Below are 20194 nucleotides of genomic sequence, written 5' to 3'. Positions count from 1 at the left end.
TTCGCGCTCAGGGCTTGGGGCTCAGGGCTTGGGGCTCAGGACTGAAGAATTGGTTTTATTTCATCCCTCATCTTTCATCCCTCATCCCTTTCTGTGCTCCGAGCCTGCGAGTCTTCAGCCCCAAGCCCCAAGCCCTGGTTTCTTCAGCCTCAAGCCCTGGTTTTTCACAAGCCTGAGTTGAAAACCCTGGATACCCAACCTAGAATGGGGCATTCGGTCCAGTCACAAACGCAGTCTTCATTCAATCGTAAGGAGATTACTTTATGTCCGACAACCTGCAAGTCATTGTCCACGAAGAGGAAATTAAAACCCGGGTTCAGGAACTGGCGCAGGAAATTGAAACCGCCTATGAAGGGCAGGACCTGACGCTGATCGGTCTGCTGGAAGATTCTTTTATGTTTCTCTCTGATTTGTTGCGGGCCTTTCAGCGACCAGTGCGTTGCGGTTTTATGAAAGCCACTGAACAACATGAGGCTGGACATAAAGGTATCATTTACTCAACGACGAGTGATCTGAAAGGCCAAAATATTCTTCTGGTGGGCGGGATTCTCGATACCGGGGTCACGCTCGACTTTCTCTTCTCGCATATTCAATCCCTCGGCACCAATTCAATTCGATCAGCGGTGTTAATTGACAAACCTGATTTTCGCAAGGTTGAGATTAAACCTGATTTCGTTGGATTTTCCCGAACTGAAGACATGATCGTCGGCTATGGGCTAGGCTTTCATGATCAACACCGACAACTTCCCTATCTGGCTGCTCTGACAGACGTTACCAAGGAATAATAACCAGCATTGAGTGATAGACCTCTTGTTTCTCCAATTGGGACGGATCCGTATCAGGCCGCTGACCTGAGTGGATACACACTCCGGCAGCGGCTGATGATTCATCTCGTTGCTTATCTCACCTATCTGGTGCTCACGGGAATTGGTCTCACGCTCCGTTGGGACAAAACCGGCGAAGGAACAGCCGATCCGACTGACAAACGCGGTGCTGTTCCCGAAGGCACACCGATCATTTATACCTTCTGGCACAATCGAATCCTGGGCGCCACTTTGTTTTTTCGGCGGCGAGGAATTGTCGTGATGACGTCACAAAGTTTTGACGGAGAAATCATCGCTCGGGTCATCCAGCTTTTTGGCTATGGGGCCTCGCGCGGTTCAGCGACTCGAGGCAGTATCCAGGCACTCAAACAAATGGCCCGTTGCGTTCGCGATGGGCACGATACCGCCTTTACAATTGATGGTCCGAAAGGACCAAAATATGAAGCCAAACCTGGGGCCGTGATGCTGGCTCGTCTGAGCGGAGCCGCGATTTTGCCAATGTGTGTGACCACTCAAAAATATTGGGAATTGAAAAGCTGGGACCGATTTCGGGTGCCCAAACCCTTTTCACGCGCCCGGATTGCCTATGGTCGCCCGATTGTGGTGTCCCGTCAGGCAAACGAAACAGAAATGGCTGCCCAACAAATAGAATTGCAGGCAGCCCTTGATGCACTCGAAGACCAAAGTCAGAAGTGGTAGTTATAGTAATTATGAGTTATGAATTATGAATTATGAATGAACGAACTACTTGATTTTCAATTAAATAGCCAGTTCATAATTCATAATTCATCCTTCATAATGAGTATAGTTTCTATTCAACTGGATGCGAAGCCAGCCAATTTTGAACATCCTCAACCGAAGATATATCAAAAAGTTTGATAGCCAAAATTTCAAGTGACGACGCTGGCAACTGTTTAATTTGCGAAATTAAATGATCTGGCAAATTTCCTAATTTCTGAGCCAGCATCCGCAAAATTATAAATTGCTCTCCCTGAATCTGGCCTTGTTGCAAACCTTGTTGCAAACCTTGTTGTAAACCTTCCTGCAGTCCTTGTTGTAAACCTTCCTGCAGTCCTTGTTGTAAACCTTCCTGCAGTCCTTGTTGTAAACCTTCCTGCAGTCCTTGTTGTAAACCGCGTTCACGACCTTCCTGCAAGCCTTCTTCTAAAATTTCCTGATAAATCACTGATTCCCGCATAACACGCTCCCGCAATAAGCTTTTGATGAGATTTTTGTCAAACCGAAGCCCAGCCAGGATTTGGGCACAGGCCAGGGTGTCTCGTCTTTGGTTTGGTTCAGAGATAGTGTTGAGTTTGGTGGCAACCTGCCGAAGCAAATCACCTGGATCCGAAGTTTGTGTCAGCACACTGAGCGGGACAAGCCCCAAACTGTTCAGAAAAAATTGGGGTGGTTGTTCCCACATCCGAATAATGTGAAACCGGTGGAAGGTGTTTTCCGCCCGAAATTCACTGGGCAGATTCCGAGCTGCCAGCGAATCTTTCAGCAAGACCACAACCTGAGTAATTGGAAGTTGATACTGCCGATAGAGCCGAACCCAATATTCCAACAGGCGAAATTCCATCGGGGGTTTGGCATCGGCATTGACTTGAAACTCAATATGCAAAATGCGCCCTTCAATTTTCAGAAAGGTCACAAAATCAGCCCGAACCGGCTCAATGCTGAGTTCTGTTTTCAGAACTTCAGATTGAGCAGGCCGGTATCCTAAAATCCATTCGGCAAAGTCCAGTGGATACTGCTCTGCCAGATATTTGCACAAATTATCAAACGGCATGTGGAAGGACCCTCTTTTCGAATTGAAATCAATTTCGATAGTTTGGGATCACTTCAGCAAGTGTCATTCCATTGAATGTTCAATCAAAATTTAACTGTCACGGGTACACACCTGATCTTTCAAATTTCTCACGACACCAACAATTTGGCCGTTCCAGTCAAAACAATTTCGCCACGGTGATTCAGGCATTCGGTTTTAGCCACCAGGATTTTTTTCTCAGCATGAAATTCCAAAACTTCAACGCGTGCCGTTATGGTGTCGCCAATGTACACCGGCTTGAGGAACTTCAATTCCTGGCCAAGGTAGATAGCCCCTGGACCAGGAAGCTTCATGCCAAGCACGGCTGAAATAAACCCGGTGGTCAACATCCCGTGGGCAATTCGGGCACCAAATCGAGTCGTTTTAGCATATTCAGCGTCAATATGCACCGGATTAAAGTCGCCAGTAATGCCAGCATACAGAGTAACATCAGTTTCAGTGATGGTTTTTGACAGCGAAGCCCATTCGCCAATGGAAAAAGTTCGTGGGGTATGTTCACTCATAAATGTAACTTCAGGAAATCTTGGGAGTTAAACTTGATTTAAAGGTTGCGATTGGAAGATTGCGGCCTCTATATTATTCACACTTTCCACTGCAAAATCACGCTCAGGAGTATCTGATTATGGAATTGTCTGAAGACCTTGAAGCCCTCTATCGCCAGCTCGCACTCAAAAAATACAAAGGAACACTCACTGACGACGAAGCCCTGATTTTTGCGGACCTGACCGACCAGCGCAACAAAATTGATACCTCATCGGCGGCGCTTGGCTCGTTGCCGCCCAGTATGTCCAAATTCATGAGTGATTTCGGGCAGTTTGAAGGCACGATGGACGACATGTCCCGAAAAATTCAAAATAAGGAAAGCTATTTGGATCTGGCACAACGCAAGCCTGACTCACCGGAAGACAGGTGAACCGGGTTCCGGGTTGAAAAACCAGGGCTGAGGGCTTGGGGCTGAGGGCTGAAAATCAGGGTTGAAAAACCAGGCCACCAGGCACGGGTTACAAGAGCCCTCGTTCCTTCACTTCCAGGTATTTGTTGACCAGTTCCAATGAGAGTTTTCCGGTTGGGACATCAAGCGCCAGCCCACCAAGTTGCGTAATCCGACGAAGTGCCGACTCTCGTTCAGACAGTAACTCCTCAGCGACAGATTGCTCAAACACCGCTTCAGAAGTCTTTGGCACCTCACGAACCAGCCCCCACAAATCTTTATCCCCAATGGTTACAATCAAGGGCAAATGACGCGGAAACAGGGTCGCCGTGTGGGTCAGAAGTTCCGCCGAGGCATCACGATCCACCAGATCCGTGAGAATGATAACCAGCGACCGTCGCCGACAGTTCGTGTTGAGGTAGGAAAAAGCACGCGCATAGGATGGTTCAATCAATTCAGCCTTCACGTCATAGAGACTATCCAGAACTTTCGCCAGTTGTGTCCGCCCGTGTTTGGGTGGCAGGTAGTGGGTGACCTGTCGGCAAAAAGCCAAAATCCCCATATTGTCGCCACTGGCCGTGGCCACATAGGCAATTGAAAGCGCCGCGTTGACCGCGTAGTCGAGTTTGGTCAGCTTTCCGATGCGGGTGGTCATCAATCGTCCGCAATCAATCATCACCACAATATTCTGACTGCGCTCGACTTGATATTCACGAGTCACTAACTTTCCACGCCGGGCCGTAGCTGACCAGGAAATATGGCGGACTTCATCACCCGTTACAAATTCGCGCAACGATTCAAATTCACGGCCCTGCCCCTTGTGGCGCATTCGCCGCTGACCCAGCCGGAGGTCCCGATTTCGAAGGGCAATCAGTTCATTTTTTCTGGCTTCCTGAATGTTAGGGTAGACTTTGACAGTTTGGGTCGCCGGGAATGTCGTCTGACGCCAGATCAGCCCCAGCGGGCCAAGATAGCGTGCCGCAATGCCACCAAAGGTAAACGCCCCTCGCGAAGTGGCAAATACCGTGTAGCTGAAAAATGCCTGATGACGAGGGTTGACCACGAGTTCACTTTCACGCTGTTCGGTGATCAATTCTGGTGGGTATTCATCTTTTAAGTGGATTTGGATTGGACGTTTGGCCGAATGGGCAACGGTCACTGTAACCGGGTTTTCAGCACCGATTGAAAACTGGCCTTCGCACACCCGATTGACTTTGAAGATTTCTGGAGATTCAGTGTGTCGGTAATCCCAGATAGCCGCTGCCACCAACGCCAGGTCATAGATCAGCACCAGCCATCGGAGCGGTGGCACCACCCAGCTCACAATTAAAAAAACCAGCCCAATGGCAAAAAGCCACAAAAATCGGTTGGTAAAAACAAAGTTCATGACTGGAAACTCAGAAGAAAGTGGGTTGAAAATTTCGGGCTGAAGCAGTCGGGCTGAAGCAGTCGGGCTGAGAAAACCAGGGCTGAGGGCTTGGGGCTGAGGGCTGAAGAATTGGTTTTCTTTCATCCCTCATCTTTCATCCCTCATCCCTTCCTTTGCTCCGAGCTTGCGAGTCTTCAGCCCCAAGCCCTAAGCCCCATGTCTTGTGTCCCCGAAACATACACGGGCAAGTGGCGTATGGCAACCAGTCGCATTTCCACATCTGGCTGCAGCTTTTACTTTTTCCCTTTTCATTTTTCGCTGGCTACTTATGATGACGATTGCACCCTCTCGATCACCATTTGCCATGAACCGACTTTCTCTCGAAAACACACTCATTGACGACCGTTTTGCAGTGCTGCGCTGTATTGCACAGGGGAGCTATGCGGAGATTTTTATCGCCAATGATCACCTCAACGGGGCAACCGTCATCATTAAAGCCCTCAATACCAGCTTGCAAGGTTCACTCGAACCAGAACTGGATCGGGTTTTAGTTGAGAATTTCGAGACCGAAGCTCAGGTACTCGATACCATCCGCCATCCCAATATTGTTCGGCGGCTTGGGCACGGAATGGCCACTGATCTGCAAGGGAAACCCTTTTATTTTCTTGTGCTTGAATATATGGCTGGTGGAAATCTGCTCGATTTCTGCCGCTCACACGGCCCGCTGTCACTTGAAGAAACCCTGTTTTACTTCCAGCAAGTTGCCGAAGGGCTCGAACATGCTCACGAGTCACAGATCATACATCGGGACATGAAGCCCTCAAACCTGCTGCTCTCAGCGGATTTGAAAGTTATCAAGATTGCTGACTTTGGTGTGGCGAAAATTGCCCATCGGGAAGATGAAGAAATCACCCGCGTTGGCACCAATGTCTATGCTCCACCTGAACATCATCCGAATTTTGATGGTCAGATCACCTGGGGGCGACGACTGACACCCGCGGCTGATATTTATGCCCTCGCAAAGACGATTTACACGGTCCTGAGCGGAAAAGCACCTCAGATGTTTAACGGCAGGCCAATTACGGCACTTCCTCACCCGCTTATCACACTTCCCTATAGCCAGGAACTCCTGCGCATTCTGCAAAAAGCCACCGCTGCTGACTCCAGGGAGCGGTATCCGGATGTTGAGTCATTTTGGACAGACTTTTCTCGTCTTGGTGAGTGGCAAGAGGATGAAGTCACCCGCGTTCAACCACGTTCAGCCCGCAGTGCCCCGCTTGAAATTCCTGAAGCTCCGCCAGCCGCCCATTTTATTCCAGCCACTCAGATTGCCCCGGCTGCCACTGAGCACGGCGAAACCCGGCTTCTTGGTTCAGTCTCAGCCTCCGAATCACGTGGCCCCATCCCAAAACCAGTTAGTCGAATTGTCATCCCGATTGATTCAGCTCACTCAACCCAACCCGTTTCCCTTCGCAAAGGAAATGCCCCCTCTGAACAGGCCCGTGGCGGCAAATCATTCATTCCCCTTTCAATTCCCGAAGGAACTGTCCCTCAAACCATTGCGGCAAACCAGCCGGCGACCACGCCCGAAATTCCAGTTCAACCTCGACCATCTCGATGGTGGGCGATCTTTACCCCTGGGGTCATTCACTGGTTAACCACTTTGACGATTGCGATCCTTTTTGTCACCAGTCTGGTGGTCATTTATCGCACCACCAAACAGTATGTGGCTGACTTTCAGTTTTTTAAGACGCGTGGAATCTGGACCAGATCCACGCGATATGCCGTGACGACAACGGGGGTCAATGTTCGGTCGGCGCCACGGGTTGAAAATAATGTCGTGGGCGAACTGGCACGGGGAGTTCGGGTGGAAATCCTTGAAGAACAAGGCCGCTGGTATCGGGTGCGACCAGTGGAGTGGGTCAGACGCTCTGACACCAGCGTTGAAGATGGCTGGGTCAGTTCTCAGTTTTTTGGTCCAACCAGCTCGGAATGAAGAAACCATCTAGTGGTTAGTGGTTAGTGGTTAGAAATCAATGCTTTCGAAGAAGAACCAAGAACCACGCACTAACCACTAACCACTAACCACTAACCACTAACCACTAATCACTAACCACTAGCCACTAATCACATTCTTCATTCTTATATAGCTTTACATCTGGCGTGGCTTGGTGCATAAGTGTTTATCCAGCCTCACATTTGTTTTCTTCTAGACGAAGAGTTCATCTCCCAAAAAGGAAGCGAGTTTGCCGTGGACTTCATCCTGACTGCCGTTGAAGTGCGAGTGCTCGGCGCACTGATCGAGAAAGAATTCACCACGCCTGACTACTACCCATTAACCCTCAATGCGCTGGTGAACGCCTGTAATCAACTGTCGAACCGCGAACCCGTGGTTTCCTATGACGATTCAACCGTCCTGGATGCACTGTTTAACCTTCGGGGGAAACGGTGTGCTCGTCAAATCAGCGGTGCCGACCACCGGGTGCCGAAATATGCTGAGATTTTCACGGAAGAATTTGCCCTCAAAATGCCGGAAATCGCAGTGATGGATGTTCTCATGCTCCGCGGACCTCAAACCCCTGGCGAACTGCGGAGCCGTGGGGGGCGAATTTATGAATTCGGCTCGCTGGCCGAAGTTGAGGAGACCCTCCAGACGCTGGAAACCCGCAGTCCAGACCCACTGATCATTCGGTTACCACGTCAGCCAGGAACCAAAGAGACACGGTTTGCCCACCTGCTCAGCGGAGAAATTAAAATCGAAAGGCCCGAACCCAGTTCGGCCACGGAAAGCGTTGTCAGTAAACCCTCAGCGGAAAATGAACGTATGGCGCAACTTGAATCTGAAGTTGCGGCGCTCCGCCAGGAACTCACCGATCTCAAGCAGCAATTCCTCGAATTCCGAAAACAATTCGAATGAGCCTCCCAGGTGCCTCTCAGGGCCCAGGGGATTTTCTTCGGTTTTCCCGTTGCGACGCTGCTTCTTCAGATTCAAAGTCCATTGAAGAAGCAGAGGTATCAACATATTTATGGTTGCTGTTATGAGCCCGCCCTTTAGCGACTCCAGTTCGGCATTTGGTCCCAGTTCCGATCGGCTGAGTGAACTCCGGTCGCTTCAACTTTCCTTTGACGTCCGAGCGACCGCCTGCGGCCTGAGCACCCAGGGCACAACCCATATTGCCAATGAAGACAATTTCCTGGTGTTTCACACCGATCAACATCGCCGGGCCGAAGCTGGTGATACGCTGGCGGCACCGGTTGGAGCGAAAGGCATTTTGCTCGCGGTGGCGGATGGCCTGGGAGGAAATCTGGCTGGTGAAATTGCCAGTGGTTTAACGGTGCAGGCACTTTCCGAAGAATGGATTGTCCGCTACAAACAACGCCCACCCGAAGAAGCTTTTCTCGAAGCGGTTGAGGCAACCAACGAACGCGTCTGGTCAGCCTGGCAAAATAATCCAGCCTGGCACGGGATGGGCGCCACCTTAACCGCCGTCCTGTTGCTTGGTCGCACCGCTCACGTGGTCGAAGTTGGCGATTCTCGATGTTACCTGTTGCGAAATCGCACGTTACGGCAGGTCACCGAAGATCAATCCGTCTCGGAAATGTTAGTCAAGAATGGCGAGATGTCGCGCACAGATGCTAGTTATAGCACTGGAAACAGCGTGGTATTGCAGGCGGTTGGATTACGAAGCACCGTGACCGTGGCCCAAACCAGCGTTGATGTCAAACAAGGCGATTGGCTGATTTTATGTAGCGATGGAATGTACAACACTGTGTCGAATGATGAAATATTGGCGACGGTTCTGGCTGCTAAGTCACCAGCCGCGGCAACAGCCAGACTTTCCGAAATGGCACGCGAACGTGGGTCACACGATGACGCAACGGTGGTCATCGCTCAGGTCAGTGGAACAAGCCTGAATCTGCCGGACAACAATGAAGAAATTTCCTCTTCATTTCATATGTTGCAGGATTACAACCCGATTCGATCAGGCGAATTTACCCGGCAGGAACTTCGGGAGATGCTCAATATCCGCCGCGAACGCTACGCCCGGGCCCATACCAAACTCCTCATCGGGTTGAGTTCGATTTTACTGCTCACAGTTTTATATCTGTTGTTCAAAATTGTTGGGTTTTGATTTGGGTCAGTAGTCAGTAGTCAGTAGTCAGTAGTCAGTAGTCAGTAGTCAGTAGTCAGTAGTCAGTAGTCAGTAGTCAGTAGTCAGTAGTCAGTAGTCAGTAGTCAGTAGTCAGTAGTCGAGTGTTGGGATTTGGGAGTTCATGTCAAGAGTATTTTATTCTATTTGAGTCAGTTATGAACAATTCTTTTCAAGAGTTCCCTGGATTCAACGATCTGGGTTTTGTCTACTGACTACTGACTTATCAACTACTGACTACTGACTCACTTCATCTCTTCACCGCCAGCGTCAAACCATCTGCAACCGGAAGCATACTCAAGCTAATGCGCTCATCGTGATGGAGTTTTTGATTCAGTTCCTTGAGCGCTACCGTATCGGCATCATTGACCTCAGGATCAAGAACTCGCCCTGACCACAACACATTATCAATCGCAATCGCGCCACCGGGTCGAAGCAACGGCAAGAGAAGTTCATAGTACGTGTCATAGTTGTCTTTGTCGGCGTCCAGAAACGCAAAATCAAAGGTTCCGGCTTCTCCATCAGCCAGCAATTGACTCAAGGTCTCGACGGCTGGGGCCAGATGCAAATCAATTTTGTGCTCAACGCCGGCTTCTTTCCAGTATCGTCGGGCCACATTGGTCCAGTCTTCACTCACATCACAGGCCACAATTTTTCCATCTGGCGGCAGAGCCAGGGCAACACTGAGCGAGCTGTAGCCAGTAAAAACACCTATTTCGAGTGTTTTTTTGGCTCCAAGCATTTGAACCAGCAGGGCCATAAACTGTCCTTGCTCCGGCGCAATTTGCATTCGCGACATCGGATGGCTGGCAGTCTCTTCCCGTAATCGCTGTAAAAGCTCAGGTTCCCGCAGTGTGACTGACAAAATATAATTGTGAATATCGTTTTGAACAAAAGCGCTGGTGTTTGACATAGAAATGAAGAATGAAGAATGAAGAATGAAGCTCACTTCGAAAACCCGGAACCCGGAACCCGGAACCCGGAACCCGGAACCCGGAACCCGGAACCCGGAACCCGGAACCCGGAACCCGGAACCCGGAACCCGGATTCGGCTTAGTATCCACCGCCAGAAGCCGCCACCTGGGTCGGATTGCCCAACCCTTGCACGATCTTGACGCCAACGCTGGCGCCAATTCGGGAAGCTCCGGCTTTGATCATTTCCTGTGCCCCGGCAAAATCTCGAACTCCACCCGAAGCTTTCACGCCCATTTCCGCGCCAACCACCCGCCGCATCAGTTCGACGTCGTGAACCGTGGCGCCGCCTTTGCTGAACCCGGTCGAAGTTTTCACAAAATCAGCACCAGCCACTTTTGAAAGCAGGCAGGCGGTAACTTTTTCTTCATCAGTCAGAAGTGCGGTTTCGATGATGACTTTACAGATGGCACCGGCTTCGTGGGCCACATCAACCACAGACCGGATGTCACGTTCAACCAGTTCGTGGTTGACCGATTTGAGCGCTCCCACATTGATCACCATATCCACTTCGCGTGCCCCATCAAAAATCGCGCGACGGGCTTCATACGCTTTGACATCTGGTGTATTGGCCCCAAGTGGAAAGCCAATCACGGTACAGACCAGCACGTCCGTACAGCGCAAAATCTGGTAAGCTTTGCGAACCCAACCTGGATTGACACACACCGACGCAAAGCCATATTCAGCCGCTTCCCGACACAATTGCTCGATTTCGGCTTCGGTGGCTTCGGGTTTTAATAAGGTGTGATCAATCGAAGAAGCAATCTCACGGGCGGCAGGCGAAAGTTCAGCTCGCACCCCAAGCCGCTCCGCTCCACAATGCAGTGCATACTGCATATCAGAACTGCAGCAATGCAGTGCCGCTTCCTGGGTTAACCGGGCATAAATTTCGTCAGTAATCTGGGCGATCAGGGCTTCAACGCTCAATTCTGAATGTGACATGGAGTTGTGTGTCCTCGTGTGGATTCTTCAGGGTTCCAGGTTCCGGGTTTTCAAAGTGGGTGCAGTTCACAGCAACAGCCCCCTTACATTTAGGTCCTTTATGTCCTATTACCCTATCTCAAATACCGTGCTTCAACCTGCTTGATTTTATTGACCCGCTGGATGTGGCGATCTTCCCGAATAACACTGTTCAACCAGGCTTCGACAACTTCCAGAATTTTCTCTTCTGAGAGCATTTTGGCGCCGAGCGTGAGCACGTTGGCGTCGTTGTGCTCGCGGCTGTTGCGTGCCGAAGCCACGTCATAACACATCGCCGCCCGGACACCGGGAACTTTGTTCGCCACCATACAGGAGCCGATTCCAGCACCATCAAGCAAGATTCCAAGCGGAAAAGTTCCATTTCCAACCACTGCCGCAACAGCATGAGCATAATCGGGATAATCCACGGCCCGTTCATCGTGGGTGCCAAAATCCTGAACTTCAATTCCCTTGCCTGCCAGCCAAACCTTCAGCTTTTCTTTCACTTGAAACCCGCCATGATCGGCGCCAATGGCGAGCTTGCGGACCCGAGTATCACCCCGGCGCTTGCGCAAAATCGTCAGTGAATGAGCCGCCACATAATCATGTGCCAGCGGTGTCAGACGAGCATCAGCACTAATCATCAACTGAGCGCCAGCCGGGATCTTTTGTAAATCGCTTTCGGTGATGATGCTTTTTTCGGTCAGATTAAATTCAGCCATAAGCCTCGGTGAAAGAAAGAATGAAGCAATCATAGTGGTTAGTGGCTAGTGATGAGTGGTTAGAAACCTTCCTGTTCTGAAATTGGATCTCTCCGGGTGACTTTCGATAAAAACGGGAAGTTGTATTTTTACAGTCCCTTACTCTTCGCTCTCTTTGGCTGGATAGCACTTTTTTTCAAAATGGGAACTTGTTTTTTAACGACTCCTAACCACACTCTTCATTCTCTTAACTCGGTTTTCCGTTCCAGGCAGCCAGTTTTCGATCACGGAAATAGAAATCAACCCGCCCCATTCTGACCCCCGCATATCCAGCCTGGAATAACACCGTTTTGCCACCACCTGAGCGGGTGATAACGTCAGGTTCATCCATCCACATATGGGTGTGGCCGCCGACAATAAAATCAATGCCTTCAACTTGTTCGGCCACCATGATGTCATGAATGAGCAGATTGGTCCCAATATTGTCTTTGGGGTAACCTAAATGAGAGAGTGCCAGGACAAAGTCACAGTTTTCACGTTCGCGTAACTGTTTGACCATTTGTCGTGAGACTTCAATTGGATCGCGGTACTTTATCCCTTTATGGTTATCGGGCAAAACCAAATTTTTGAAATTGACGCCGAGCCCAAAAATCCCGACCCGGATACCTCCAATAGTGCGCACGATAAAGGGCCTGACTCGCGCCCGTAATTTTGGCGCGCCTGAAAAATCATAGTTGGAATTCACAATCGGAAAATTCGCAAATGAAAGGGCTTTGGCCAACGGGCCCACGCCATTGTCAAATTCATGATTTCCCAGCGTTCCAGCCGTGTACCCCATCATTGACATTGCCTTGTACTCGACCTCACCCCGATAGAAATTGAAGAACGGTGTGCCCTGGCAAACATCGCCACCATCAACCAGGATCGTGTTAGGAGATTCCTGTCGGACTTGCTTGATGAGTGTCATGCGACGGGCAATACCGCCCTTCCCGACATTCACCCCGGCGACCATCGGTTCAATTTGAGAATGGGTATCGTTGGTGTGCAAAACCGTGATTCGCGTTTCGGCGGACTGGGCTTTGATAATTGAGGGAAAGCCGCCAAGGGCAACACCTGTCGTAGCAGCCAGTCCGGTGGTCAAAAAAGTTCTTCGGTTCATCGCTGACCTCCTGCTGGTGTTTCCCGTTGTGTATCGGTTGGCGCTGATTCGTTGATAAATCGGGCCTGGGTTGGGATTTCAACCGTCTTTTGCTGACGCATGTAACTAATGATGGCATCCCGAAGCGTAACCCCGACGTGGCGGAAATTCTTGCCCTGGCTAAAGTGGTAGCCATCGCCCCCATAGTACAAATAATCACTGGTGGCGAGCGTGTAGGTTTTCTTTGGATCGAGCGGCAGGCCGCCAATTTCGACGCTTACCAGTTTCTCGTCTTTGACTCGGACAATACAGTTGGCCAGCGGAAAACCCGCCGATTCGTCAAAGTGTGTGGCGACATATTCAAAACCTTCCAGCAATTGTTGCCCGGTTAATTCGAGCAACACAAGCTGGTTTTCAAACGGCATAATGGTAAAAACATTGGCAATCGTGATATCGCCAGCCGGTAAATCACCACGCATGCCATAGGTATTTGAAATCGCCAGATCAACTTTTCGTTTGGTTTTCTGATGGGCAACGGCCAGCATGGCATCAGCCACAAGTCGCCCCAAATCGGAGCCAGATCCACGACGGATCTCACGTGGGGTGTGAGCAATCACTTCTGAAAGCTTGGCCTTGATTGAAGCCCCATACTTTTCGACAAATATTTTGACTTCCGGATCTTCAGCGACGGTTTCATCAGCCGTGAGGATGGTGGCTTTGGTTTTTTCCGGCTCGACTTCAACACGGCGAACCGGCTGTTGAGCAGCCTTCTGGCCCGTGGCGAATGCTGGAATGCCTGCCACTGGTACGGCGACCAGTGAAATGAACAACCACAAGGAAAGCAAACGCGACCGAAAATTCATCATGCTTTTTTAAGGTTTTGGGGGTGTCGCCGGGGCCGGTGGCGGAATCAACCGTTGTAAACTCTGGCGAGCACTGGTGTTGTTGGGATTGAACTGCAGGGCGGTCTGATAGGCATCCTGGGCGGCTCCAAGCAGACCTTGCGAGACATAGATATCGCCCATAAATTCGTAGGCTCGATCATTGTCCGAATCGAGTTGAAGTGCAAGTCGAAGCTGCTCAAATGCAGCCTCTGGTTGGCCAATTAAAGTCAAATATTTTCCACGATTGGCAATCATCATCGAATAGGTCTCAGCGACTTTTCCTTTGGCGACTTCGTCCAAAAACACGGACTGATCCAGGAGCCCACGTAATTCCAGGGCTGGCGCCGTTGTATATTTGCGCTGGGCTTCGGTCTGTGATTCAGAAACCACATGCATGGTCAGACCTTCGGGCACCCAGGTGTACCCCTGACCAACCCCTGGTTCCATCGGCAACATCAACCACACGCCTTGCCGGGAGAGGTGGTATTTCACCATGGCTTCGATGAGGGCTAGAAAGTGTTTTTGAATCTGCTCGGCGTTATAGGGCTGATCGTGTTCAAAGAGTGATAAATCTTCCAGAAACGCCTGTTTTTCAGCCGCACAAGCCTGCATCATCTCCGGATATTGTCGCGGCAAATACCGATCCACGTACCACGAGCGTCGCATCAGATTGACATCCACCACAGTGGCATCTGTCCGAAAGCCTTCGATATGGCGCAGATACAGATAGGGCGAATATACCTGCCAGTCGAGCGTCAACAGCAGTCCGCCGGGTGACACGGTGCGCAGGGTGTTTTCGACATAATCACGGGCAATCAGGTAGGTGCGTTTGTTGTTTTCCTGAAAATGCAAGCCGAAGCACACCGCCGGCAAGGCCACAATCGCCACTCCAGCCACGGCAATTGCAACTTTCCCAAAAAGCCGAATCTGTTCCACCAGAAACTGGAGCCCAATCCCAAGCATCAGGGCACAGGCAAGATGGGTCGGCAGGTAATAGGCGTCTTTATCCTCGGCAATTTCATAGTTGATTGAGTACGCGACGTTCAAGACCACGACCAGCAAGAGAAAAATGAGCCAGGTGCGGTTTTTGTGCCAGAGCGCCCATACTCCGACAAGCATTCCCACTGTGGCAGCCGGGGTCAGTTGATTAACCAGCAACGCTAAGAAAGTGCGGAATTCAGCCGCCACCTTTTCACCATCCGCCGAAAAAAGATTGACCTGATACTGCTTGCCGGAAATGTGCCAGAGAAACCGCTCGACAGTTGCCGGATAGCCCCAACTCAGTACTGGTTCACGCAAAGCAGCCAGCGGCAGATAGGCATAGACCAGGACCACTCCAACCACAGCCGTCCCCACTGACCAGGCAAACTCACGGCTGCGAAAAAATGCGGTTCCGGCTGACATCCAGACCAGAATCACAAACGCCGGAAAGGTCAGCACAATTGTCACGTGATGCACCCCGAGCGCCAGACCATAGACCAGCGTGGCCCCGGCAATCAGCCACCAGGTTTCACACGACTCGGATTGAGTTGCCAGGTTTTGAACTCTGACTCGCAACCAGCGTGTCACCAGAAAAATCACGATGCCGAGCAGCGCCAGATTCAAGGAATAGACTTCAGCGACCGAGGCGTAATACCAGAGCGTTTTTGAGAAGGCAAAGGCCAGTCCAGTACCAAGTGGAATCAAAACTTCGGCAAAGACCACTGACCATTGGGCAAGTGGGGCGGAGTCTCCACCCGGCTCATTTTTTTTGTTGCTGGGGCGACGTCGGGCTAATTCTTCTTTCTCACGCATCAACCACCAGATTTCACGAGTCAGGAGCGTCACCATCGCCGCCGTCAACGCTGCAAAGACACCCGACATCAGCGTGATGCGAAAAGCCACACTGCCAATCGGGAGTTTGCTGAAGAAAAATCCCAAAAAGGTGTAGAGCGGAACTCCAGGTGGATGCGCCACCCCCCAGGTGGCCGCCGTCAAAATGAGTTCTCCGCTGTCAACCAGCGTGACGGTTCGGGCCATGGTAAACCAGTACCCGGTGAGTGCCACCACAAAGGTAACCAGGGGGATCACGGCACTGACTGAGGACGGAAGTGTAAATTGTGGTTCTGAGGTAGGTGTACCGGCGGGTAACTCGATGCTTGGGTCAGGTTGGGTCGGTGATGGAGTTCGTTTTTTACCTTGTTTCATCGTAAACGGCGTGTCAATTATGAATTATGCAATTGCTTCAGAGTTTGCGTCCGACAACCGACAGCAGCCGCCCAACCCGGCCAGTTTCTTTTTCGCACCGGTAGGAAAAAAACCAGTCGTTGCGCTGCATGGTGCAGTACTCGGAAATGTAGATTTGATGACGTGGAATCCCAGCCCTGACCAACTGATGAAGATTGGCCGCCTGCACATCCAGATGGGCCTTGCGACTTCCAGCAGGTCGCTGAAAAAAGCCCTCAGCCGCTTCGTCAAAGACCTCCCGAAACTGATCAACCAGTTCGTCGCCAACTTCATAGTGCGTCGCCGTGGCACAGGGACCAAGCGCCACGTGGCAATCAGATGGGGAAACTCCAAACACTTCAGACAGGGCGCGAACCGCTTCTTCGGTAATGCGCTGGAGGGTTCCGCGCCAGCCGGCATGAACCGCCGTATAGGCCCCGGTTTTCGGATCCACAATCAAAACCGGCAAGCAGTCAGCCGTCAACACACCAACCAGCTTTCCGGCTTCCTGACCAACCAGGGCATCTCCTTCACGTTTTGGTCCAGTGATATCCTGAGGATCAGCTTGATGCACCAGTGCTGAATGAACCTGTTTCAAGGTATGAATTGGATACTCAGCGGCGTTCAAAACCGTCAAAAATCGGCGGCGGTTTTCATCCACATTTTCGTGAGTATCGCCGCCAAAATGTCCCAGATTCAGTGCTGATTCAGGCAACGGACTCACTCCGCCCAGACGGGTACTGAATCCGTTGATAAATCCCAGATTTTCCAATGTGGAACACACAATAACGGCGGTGGTGCCGTGGTGTCGAAGCTCAAACATAAGAATAGGGCTTGGGGCTGAAGACTTTGGGCTGAAGATTCGCAAGCTCAGGGCTTGGGGCTGAAAACTTCGGGCTGAAGACTTCGGGCTGAAAATTCGCAAGCTCAGGACTGAATTACCCAACTTCTTCAGCCCGGTTTCTTCAGCCCAGGGATTACTTGCGAATGGACTCGGTCAGGTAGCGAATGATGTCTTCGGAAAGGGCGCCGGGGGTGAAAATTTCACCAACCCCAAGATCCTTAAGCTTTGGAATATCTTCATCCGGAATGATTCCACCGCCAAAGAGCAGCACATCATCAAGCTCTTTGTCCTTCATCAGTTCCAAAATGCGAGGAAATAACGTCATATGCGCACCAGATAAAATCGAAACGCCAATCGCATCAACGTCTTCCTGGAGTGCAGCCGTGACAATTTGTTCGGGCGTTTGTCGAAGTCCGGTGTAAATTACCTCCATTCCAGCATCGCGCAACACACGGGCAATATACTTTGCCCCCCGGTCATGACCATCCAGGCCAGGCTTGGCAATGAGGATTCGAATTTTCTTTTCAGGTGCTTCACTCATGGTCGGTTGCATAGTTCTTTCAACAAAATTTGAATTTTTTCTGCCAGACGGCAGTTTTTGAAGCGTGGGGCAACACAATTTAGGGTTCAGGGTTCAGGGTTCAGGGTTCAGGGTTCAGGGTTCAGGGAAGACAATCTGTTCAATCATTGAACCTTTAGAAACGGGGAATTTTTTCCGCAAAGACTTATCAGGATCTGAAATAACACGACGTTCGGGTTTGGGTTCGAAAACCCGGAACCCGGAACCCGGAACCCGGAACCCGGAACCCGGAACCCTTTAATTCGGTCGTTTGATTGCCCGCGAAATATCCATGGCCATCGTCATCTGGTCGGTTACTTCATAGGCTTCAAAGGAATACATAAGTAGTTGAGACGCTAGAATTTCACGCACTGCCGCCTCTCCGATTTTGTCTTCCAGCTTGGCGTGGACGGCATGCCCACCTTCAAAAAAGATTGTGCCCTGAATGGTTCCTTTGAGTAACACCGATAGTTTCCCACTCAAGGTATGGCGAACAATCAAATCAATACATTGGGCCAGTGACAGTTGAATCAGCGGGTCGGCGGAGATGCGCTGCCCGGTGGCGACCAGTTGTTTGTGTTTTGCCAGTGCCGCATTGACCCGCAGGTGTAGTTCCTGCAGCGAAAAAGGCTTGCCAACATAGTCATCAGCCCCGGCTTCGATGCCTTCCAGACGCTCATCGGCGTCACGCTTGGCACTCAAGAAAATAAACGGAATGTCGCTCAGCGCCGGGTCAAGCCGTACCAACTGACAGACGTCATGCCCAGTCATCCCGGGCATCATTACGTCACATACAATCAGATCAACCAGCGTGTTTGACCGGAGCTGATCTTTGAGCTGCTTCATCGCGGCAATTCCACTGTCGGCTTCAACGATGGTATGGCCTCCTGTCTGGAGGGCCATAATCGTCGCCATTCGGATGTCGCTTTCATCGTCTATCACCAAGATTCGTGCCATAAATATCCTTTATTTCCAAAGGCTTATCTGAATGAAGAATTGAGAATTGAGAATGAAAAATGAAGAATGAAGAATTGAGAAATTATGCGGATTTTTTCTTCATTCTTCACTCAAAAGATTCTTCATTCTGTCTTAAAAGGCTGGTTCTTTGTATTCGCCAAACGCTGGCCGCAAGCAATCGCAAATTTCGCCCAATGTGGCATAGGCCCGAACACAATCCAAAATCAAAGGCATTGTGTTGGCGGTTCCGTGTGCTCCTTCGGCCAGGGCGCGGAGGGTTTGTTCAACCCGGGGCTGATCACGACGGGCGCGGAGCGCGGTCAGGCGCTGGCGCTGGTCGAGTTCAACGGCATCATCAATGACCAGTGTTGACAACGGCTGGGATTCAGCCTGGGTAAATTCGTTGACGCCGACCACGATTTTTTCTTTCCGTTCAAACGCTTTCTGGTACAGGTATGACGATTCCTGGATTTCCTTCTGGGGGAAGCCATGTTCAATCGCTTCGACCATACCACCCATGGCATCAATCCGGTTGATGTACTCCATCGCCTCGGCTTCGAGTTCGTTGGTTAGCTTTTCCACAAAGTAGCTTCCGCCAAGCGGATCCACCGTGTTCACAACCCCGGTTTCGTGGGCAATGATTTGTTGTGTTCGAAGTGCAATCGTGACTGATTCTTCAGTTGGAAGCGCCAGCGTTTCGTCCAGCGAATTGGTATGGAGTGATTGCGCGCCGCCCAGCACCGCCGCCAGGGCCTGAATGGCCACCCGAACCACGTTATTGTATGGCTGTTGCGCGGTCAACGTACATCCGGCGGTCTGGGCATGGAAGCGCAGCATCCAGGACCGCTCGTTTTTGGCGTTGAACCGGTCACGCATCACCCGGCCCCAAATCCGGCGGGCGGCGCGATATTTGGCGATTTCCTCGAAGAAATCATTGTGCGAATTAAAGAAGAAGGACAGACGTGGGGCAAATTCGTCAACATCCAGGCCGGCATCAATGCCAAACTGGACATATTCGATGCCATCGCGGAGCGTAAACGCCAGTTCCTGGGCGGCGGTGGCACCAGCTTCGCGGATGTGATAGCCGGAAATCGAAATTGAGTTCCATTTGGGGACTTCTTTGGCGCAATACTCAAAGATGTCGGTAATCAACCGCATGGCCGGACGCGGTGGGTAAATCCATTCTTTCTGGGCAATGTATTCTTTCAGAATGTCATTTTGGAGCGTTCCAGAGATTTTCTTCAGATCGGCGCCCTGCTTTTCGGCCACCGCCAGATACATGGCAAAAATCACCGAGGCCGGCGCATTAATGGTCATCGAAGTTGTGACCTGCTCTAGCGGAATGCCATCAAAGAGGCGCTCCATGTCTTCCAGACTGGAAATCGCCACGCCGCACTTTCCGACTTCGCCATTTGAGAGTGGGCTGTCTGAGTCATAGCCCATCAGGGTCGGCAGGTCAAAGGCCACCGAAAGCCCCATTTGGCCCTGGGCCAGCAGGTATTTAAACCGCTGGTTGGTATCGTCCGCCGAGCCAAACCCGGCGAACTGACGCATGGTCCAGGGTTTGCCTCGATACCCGGTGGCGTGGACGCCCCGCGTGTAGGGAAACTGGCCCGGGAACCCAAGGTCCCGCTCATACTCAAAATCGGGCAGGTCAGTTGGCGTGTACAAACGCTGAATTGGTTTGAGAGAAACAGTGGTAAAGGTGTCCTGTGACTCCGGCATTTTGGCCAGCGTGCGCTTGAGTGTCCCCTCTTCCCACTCGCGCTGGACTTCGTCAAGTGGATGAGTAATGTGGTGCGTCGTCATGAAAACTTCCCCTGGATGGCAGATAAACTGGCCTGAAGGCTGAAACCTTGAAGGTTCGG

At 51.0% G+C, this 20194-nt stretch carries 19 protein-coding genes; 6 read left to right on the top strand and 13 right to left on the bottom strand.

Features of this window, described 5'->3' with window-relative positions:
• The first annotated feature begins 263 nt into the window (after positions 1 to 263).
• Together HY774_04160 and HY774_04155 are read left to right on the top strand one after the other, a co-directional pair.
• A complete protein-coding gene (locus HY774_04160) occupies positions 264 to 785 on the top strand; it encodes a hypoxanthine phosphoribosyltransferase (GenBank protein MBI4747655.1) in 522 nt (173 codons plus the stop codon).
• 9 nt (positions 786 to 794) lie between these two features.
• On the top strand, positions 795 to 1523 hold the full coding sequence (locus HY774_04155) for a lysophospholipid acyltransferase family protein (protein MBI4747654.1): 729 nt from the start codon (positions 795 to 797) through the stop codon (positions 1521 to 1523).
• A gap of 112 nt (positions 1524 to 1635) precedes the next feature.
• On the opposite strand, the gene HY774_04150 is transcribed toward HY774_04155, so the two are convergent.
• Both HY774_04150 and HY774_04145 read right to left on the bottom strand, forming a co-directional pair.
• Complete coding sequence (locus tag HY774_04150; protein ID MBI4747653.1) at positions 1636 to 2616, bottom strand: Rpn family recombination-promoting nuclease/putative transposase; 981 nt, start codon at positions 2614 to 2616, stop codon at positions 1636 to 1638.
• 128 nt (positions 2617 to 2744) lie between these two features.
• Entirely contained in the window at positions 2745 to 3158 is a 414-nt protein-coding gene (locus tag HY774_04145) for a MaoC family dehydratase (protein ID MBI4747652.1), read from the bottom strand.
• A 119-nt stretch (positions 3159 to 3277) separates the two neighbouring features.
• On the opposite strand from HY774_04145, the gene HY774_04140 reads away from it, so the two are divergent.
• The gene (locus HY774_04140; protein ID MBI4747651.1) at positions 3278 to 3568 is read left to right on the top strand and encodes a hypothetical protein; all 291 of its coding nucleotides are present in this window, start codon (positions 3278 to 3280) and stop codon (positions 3566 to 3568) included.
• An 88-nt stretch (positions 3569 to 3656) separates the two neighbouring features.
• On the opposite strand, the gene HY774_04135 is transcribed toward HY774_04140, so the two are convergent.
• Entirely contained in the window at positions 3657 to 4973 is a 1317-nt protein-coding gene (locus tag HY774_04135; protein ID MBI4747650.1) for a DUF58 domain-containing protein, read from the bottom strand.
• Between the two features lie 310 nt (positions 4974 to 5283).
• Here HY774_04135 and HY774_04130 point away from each other — a divergent pair, with 310 nt between their 5' ends.
• From HY774_04130 to HY774_04120, 3 genes are all read left to right on the top strand, one after another.
• A complete protein-coding gene (locus HY774_04130; protein ID MBI4747649.1) occupies positions 5284 to 6951 on the top strand; it encodes a protein kinase in 1668 nt (555 codons plus the stop codon).
• A 255-nt stretch (positions 6952 to 7206) separates the two neighbouring features.
• A complete protein-coding gene (locus HY774_04125; GenBank protein MBI4747648.1) occupies positions 7207 to 7872 on the top strand; it encodes a DUF480 domain-containing protein in 666 nt (221 codons plus the stop codon).
• A 109-nt stretch (positions 7873 to 7981) separates the two neighbouring features.
• Positions 7982 to 9088 carry a serine/threonine-protein phosphatase gene (locus HY774_04120; protein MBI4747647.1) on the top strand — a complete coding sequence of 369 codons (1107 nt, stop codon included), beginning with the start codon at positions 7982 to 7984 and terminating at the stop codon, positions 9086 to 9088.
• 268 nt (positions 9089 to 9356) lie between these two features.
• Here the strand turns inward: HY774_04120 and HY774_04115 are convergent, their stop codons facing one another.
• From HY774_04115 to HY774_04070, 10 genes are all read right to left on the bottom strand, one after another.
• Entirely contained in the window at positions 9357 to 10019 is a 663-nt protein-coding gene (locus HY774_04115; GenBank protein ID MBI4747646.1) for a class I SAM-dependent methyltransferase, read from the bottom strand.
• 140 nt (positions 10020 to 10159) lie between these two features.
• Positions 10160 to 10915, bottom strand: coding sequence for a deoxyribose-phosphate aldolase (deoC, locus tag HY774_04110; protein MBI4747645.1), 756 nt, complete (start codon positions 10913 to 10915; stop codon positions 10160 to 10162).
• Positions 10916 to 11133: 218 nt separating this feature from the next.
• Entirely contained in the window at positions 11134 to 11682 is a 549-nt protein-coding gene (rpiB, locus tag HY774_04105) for a ribose 5-phosphate isomerase B (protein MBI4747644.1), read from the bottom strand.
• Positions 11683 to 11986: 304 nt separating this feature from the next.
• Complete coding sequence (locus HY774_04100) at positions 11987 to 12898, bottom strand: metallophosphoesterase (GenBank protein ID MBI4747643.1); 912 nt, start codon at positions 12896 to 12898, stop codon at positions 11987 to 11989.
• Entirely contained in the window at positions 12895 to 13743 is an 849-nt protein-coding gene (locus HY774_04095; GenBank protein ID MBI4747642.1) for a 5'-nucleotidase C-terminal domain-containing protein, read from the bottom strand. The genes HY774_04100 and HY774_04095 overlap by 4 nt, the downstream gene beginning before the upstream one ends.
• Before the next feature lie 6 nt (positions 13744 to 13749).
• Positions 13750 to 15948: a DUF2723 domain-containing protein gene (locus HY774_04090; GenBank protein MBI4747641.1), complete on the bottom strand. Its 2199-nt coding sequence runs from the start codon at positions 15946 to 15948 to the stop codon at positions 13750 to 13752.
• 37 nt (positions 15949 to 15985) lie between these two features.
• A complete protein-coding gene (gene pgeF / locus HY774_04085) occupies positions 15986 to 16789 on the bottom strand; it encodes a peptidoglycan editing factor PgeF (GenBank protein ID MBI4747640.1) in 804 nt (267 codons plus the stop codon).
• Between the two features lie 154 nt (positions 16790 to 16943).
• A complete protein-coding gene (locus tag HY774_04080; protein ID MBI4747639.1) occupies positions 16944 to 17351 on the bottom strand; it encodes a cobalamin B12-binding domain-containing protein in 408 nt (135 codons plus the stop codon).
• Positions 17352 to 17627: 276 nt separating this feature from the next.
• Positions 17628 to 18326, bottom strand: coding sequence for a response regulator (locus HY774_04075; protein MBI4747638.1), 699 nt, complete (start codon positions 18324 to 18326; stop codon positions 17628 to 17630).
• 132 nt (positions 18327 to 18458) lie between these two features.
• On the bottom strand, positions 18459 to 20135 hold the full coding sequence (locus tag HY774_04070; GenBank protein MBI4747637.1) for a methylmalonyl-CoA mutase family protein: 1677 nt from the start codon (positions 20133 to 20135) through the stop codon (positions 18459 to 18461).
• Between the last annotated feature and the right edge of the window lie 59 nt (positions 20136 to 20194).

The sequence above is a fragment of the Acidobacteriota bacterium genome, assembly GCA_016208495.1.
Taxonomy (GTDB): domain Bacteria; phylum Acidobacteriota; class Blastocatellia; order Chloracidobacteriales; family Chloracidobacteriaceae; genus JACQXX01.
The sequence above is the reverse complement of the archived record's forward strand: the minus strand, read 5'-3'. Positions and strand labels throughout refer to the sequence as shown.

Bases quoted from the DNA above. Each gene is read 5' to 3' on its own strand.
- HY774_04160 (MBI4747655.1), top strand. From the start codon at position 264: ATGTCCGACAACCTGCAAGTCATTGTCCACGAAGAGGAAATTAAAACC.
- HY774_04150 (MBI4747653.1), bottom strand. From the start codon at position 2,616: ATGCCGTTTGATAATTTGTGCAAATATCTGGCAGAGCAGTATCCACTG.
- HY774_04145 (MBI4747652.1), bottom strand. From the start codon at position 3,158: ATGAGTGAACATACCCCACGAACTTTTTCCATTGGCGAATGGGCTTCG.
- HY774_04140 (MBI4747651.1), top strand. From the start codon at position 3,278: ATGGAATTGTCTGAAGACCTTGAAGCCCTCTATCGCCAGCTCGCACTC.
- HY774_04135 (MBI4747650.1), bottom strand. From the start codon at position 4,973: ATGAACTTTGTTTTTACCAACCGATTTTTGTGGCTTTTTGCCATTGGG.
- HY774_04130 (MBI4747649.1), top strand. From the start codon at position 5,284: ATGATGACGATTGCACCCTCTCGATCACCATTTGCCATGAACCGACTT.
- HY774_04120 (MBI4747647.1), top strand. From the start codon at position 7,982: ATGGTTGCTGTTATGAGCCCGCCCTTTAGCGACTCCAGTTCGGCATTT.
- HY774_04115 (MBI4747646.1), bottom strand. From the start codon at position 10,019: ATGTCAAACACCAGCGCTTTTGTTCAAAACGATATTCACAATTATATT.
- deoC (MBI4747645.1), bottom strand. From the start codon at position 10,915: ATGCAGTATGCACTGCATTGTGGAGCGGAGCGGCTTGGGGTGCGAGCT.
- rpiB (MBI4747644.1), bottom strand. From the start codon at position 11,682: ATGATTAGTGCTGATGCTCGTCTGACACCGCTGGCACATGATTATGTG.
- HY774_04100 (MBI4747643.1), bottom strand. From the start codon at position 12,898: ATGAACCGAAGAACTTTTTTGACCACCGGACTGGCTGCTACGACAGGT.
- HY774_04095 (MBI4747642.1), bottom strand. From the start codon at position 13,743: ATGATGAATTTTCGGTCGCGTTTGCTTTCCTTGTGGTTGTTCATTTCA.
- HY774_04090 (MBI4747641.1), bottom strand. From the start codon at position 15,948: ATGAAACAAGGTAAAAAACGAACTCCATCACCGACCCAACCTGACCCA.
- pgeF (MBI4747640.1), bottom strand. From the start codon at position 16,789: ATGTTTGAGCTTCGACACCACGGCACCACCGCCGTTATTGTGTGTTCC.
- HY774_04080 (MBI4747639.1), bottom strand. From the start codon at position 17,351: ATGAGTGAAGCACCTGAAAAGAAAATTCGAATCCTCATTGCCAAGCCT.
- HY774_04075 (MBI4747638.1), bottom strand. From the start codon at position 18,326: ATGGCACGAATCTTGGTGATAGACGATGAAAGCGACATCCGAATGGCG.
- HY774_04070 (MBI4747637.1), bottom strand. From the start codon at position 20,135: ATGACGACGCACCACATTACTCATCCACTTGACGAAGTCCAGCGCGAG.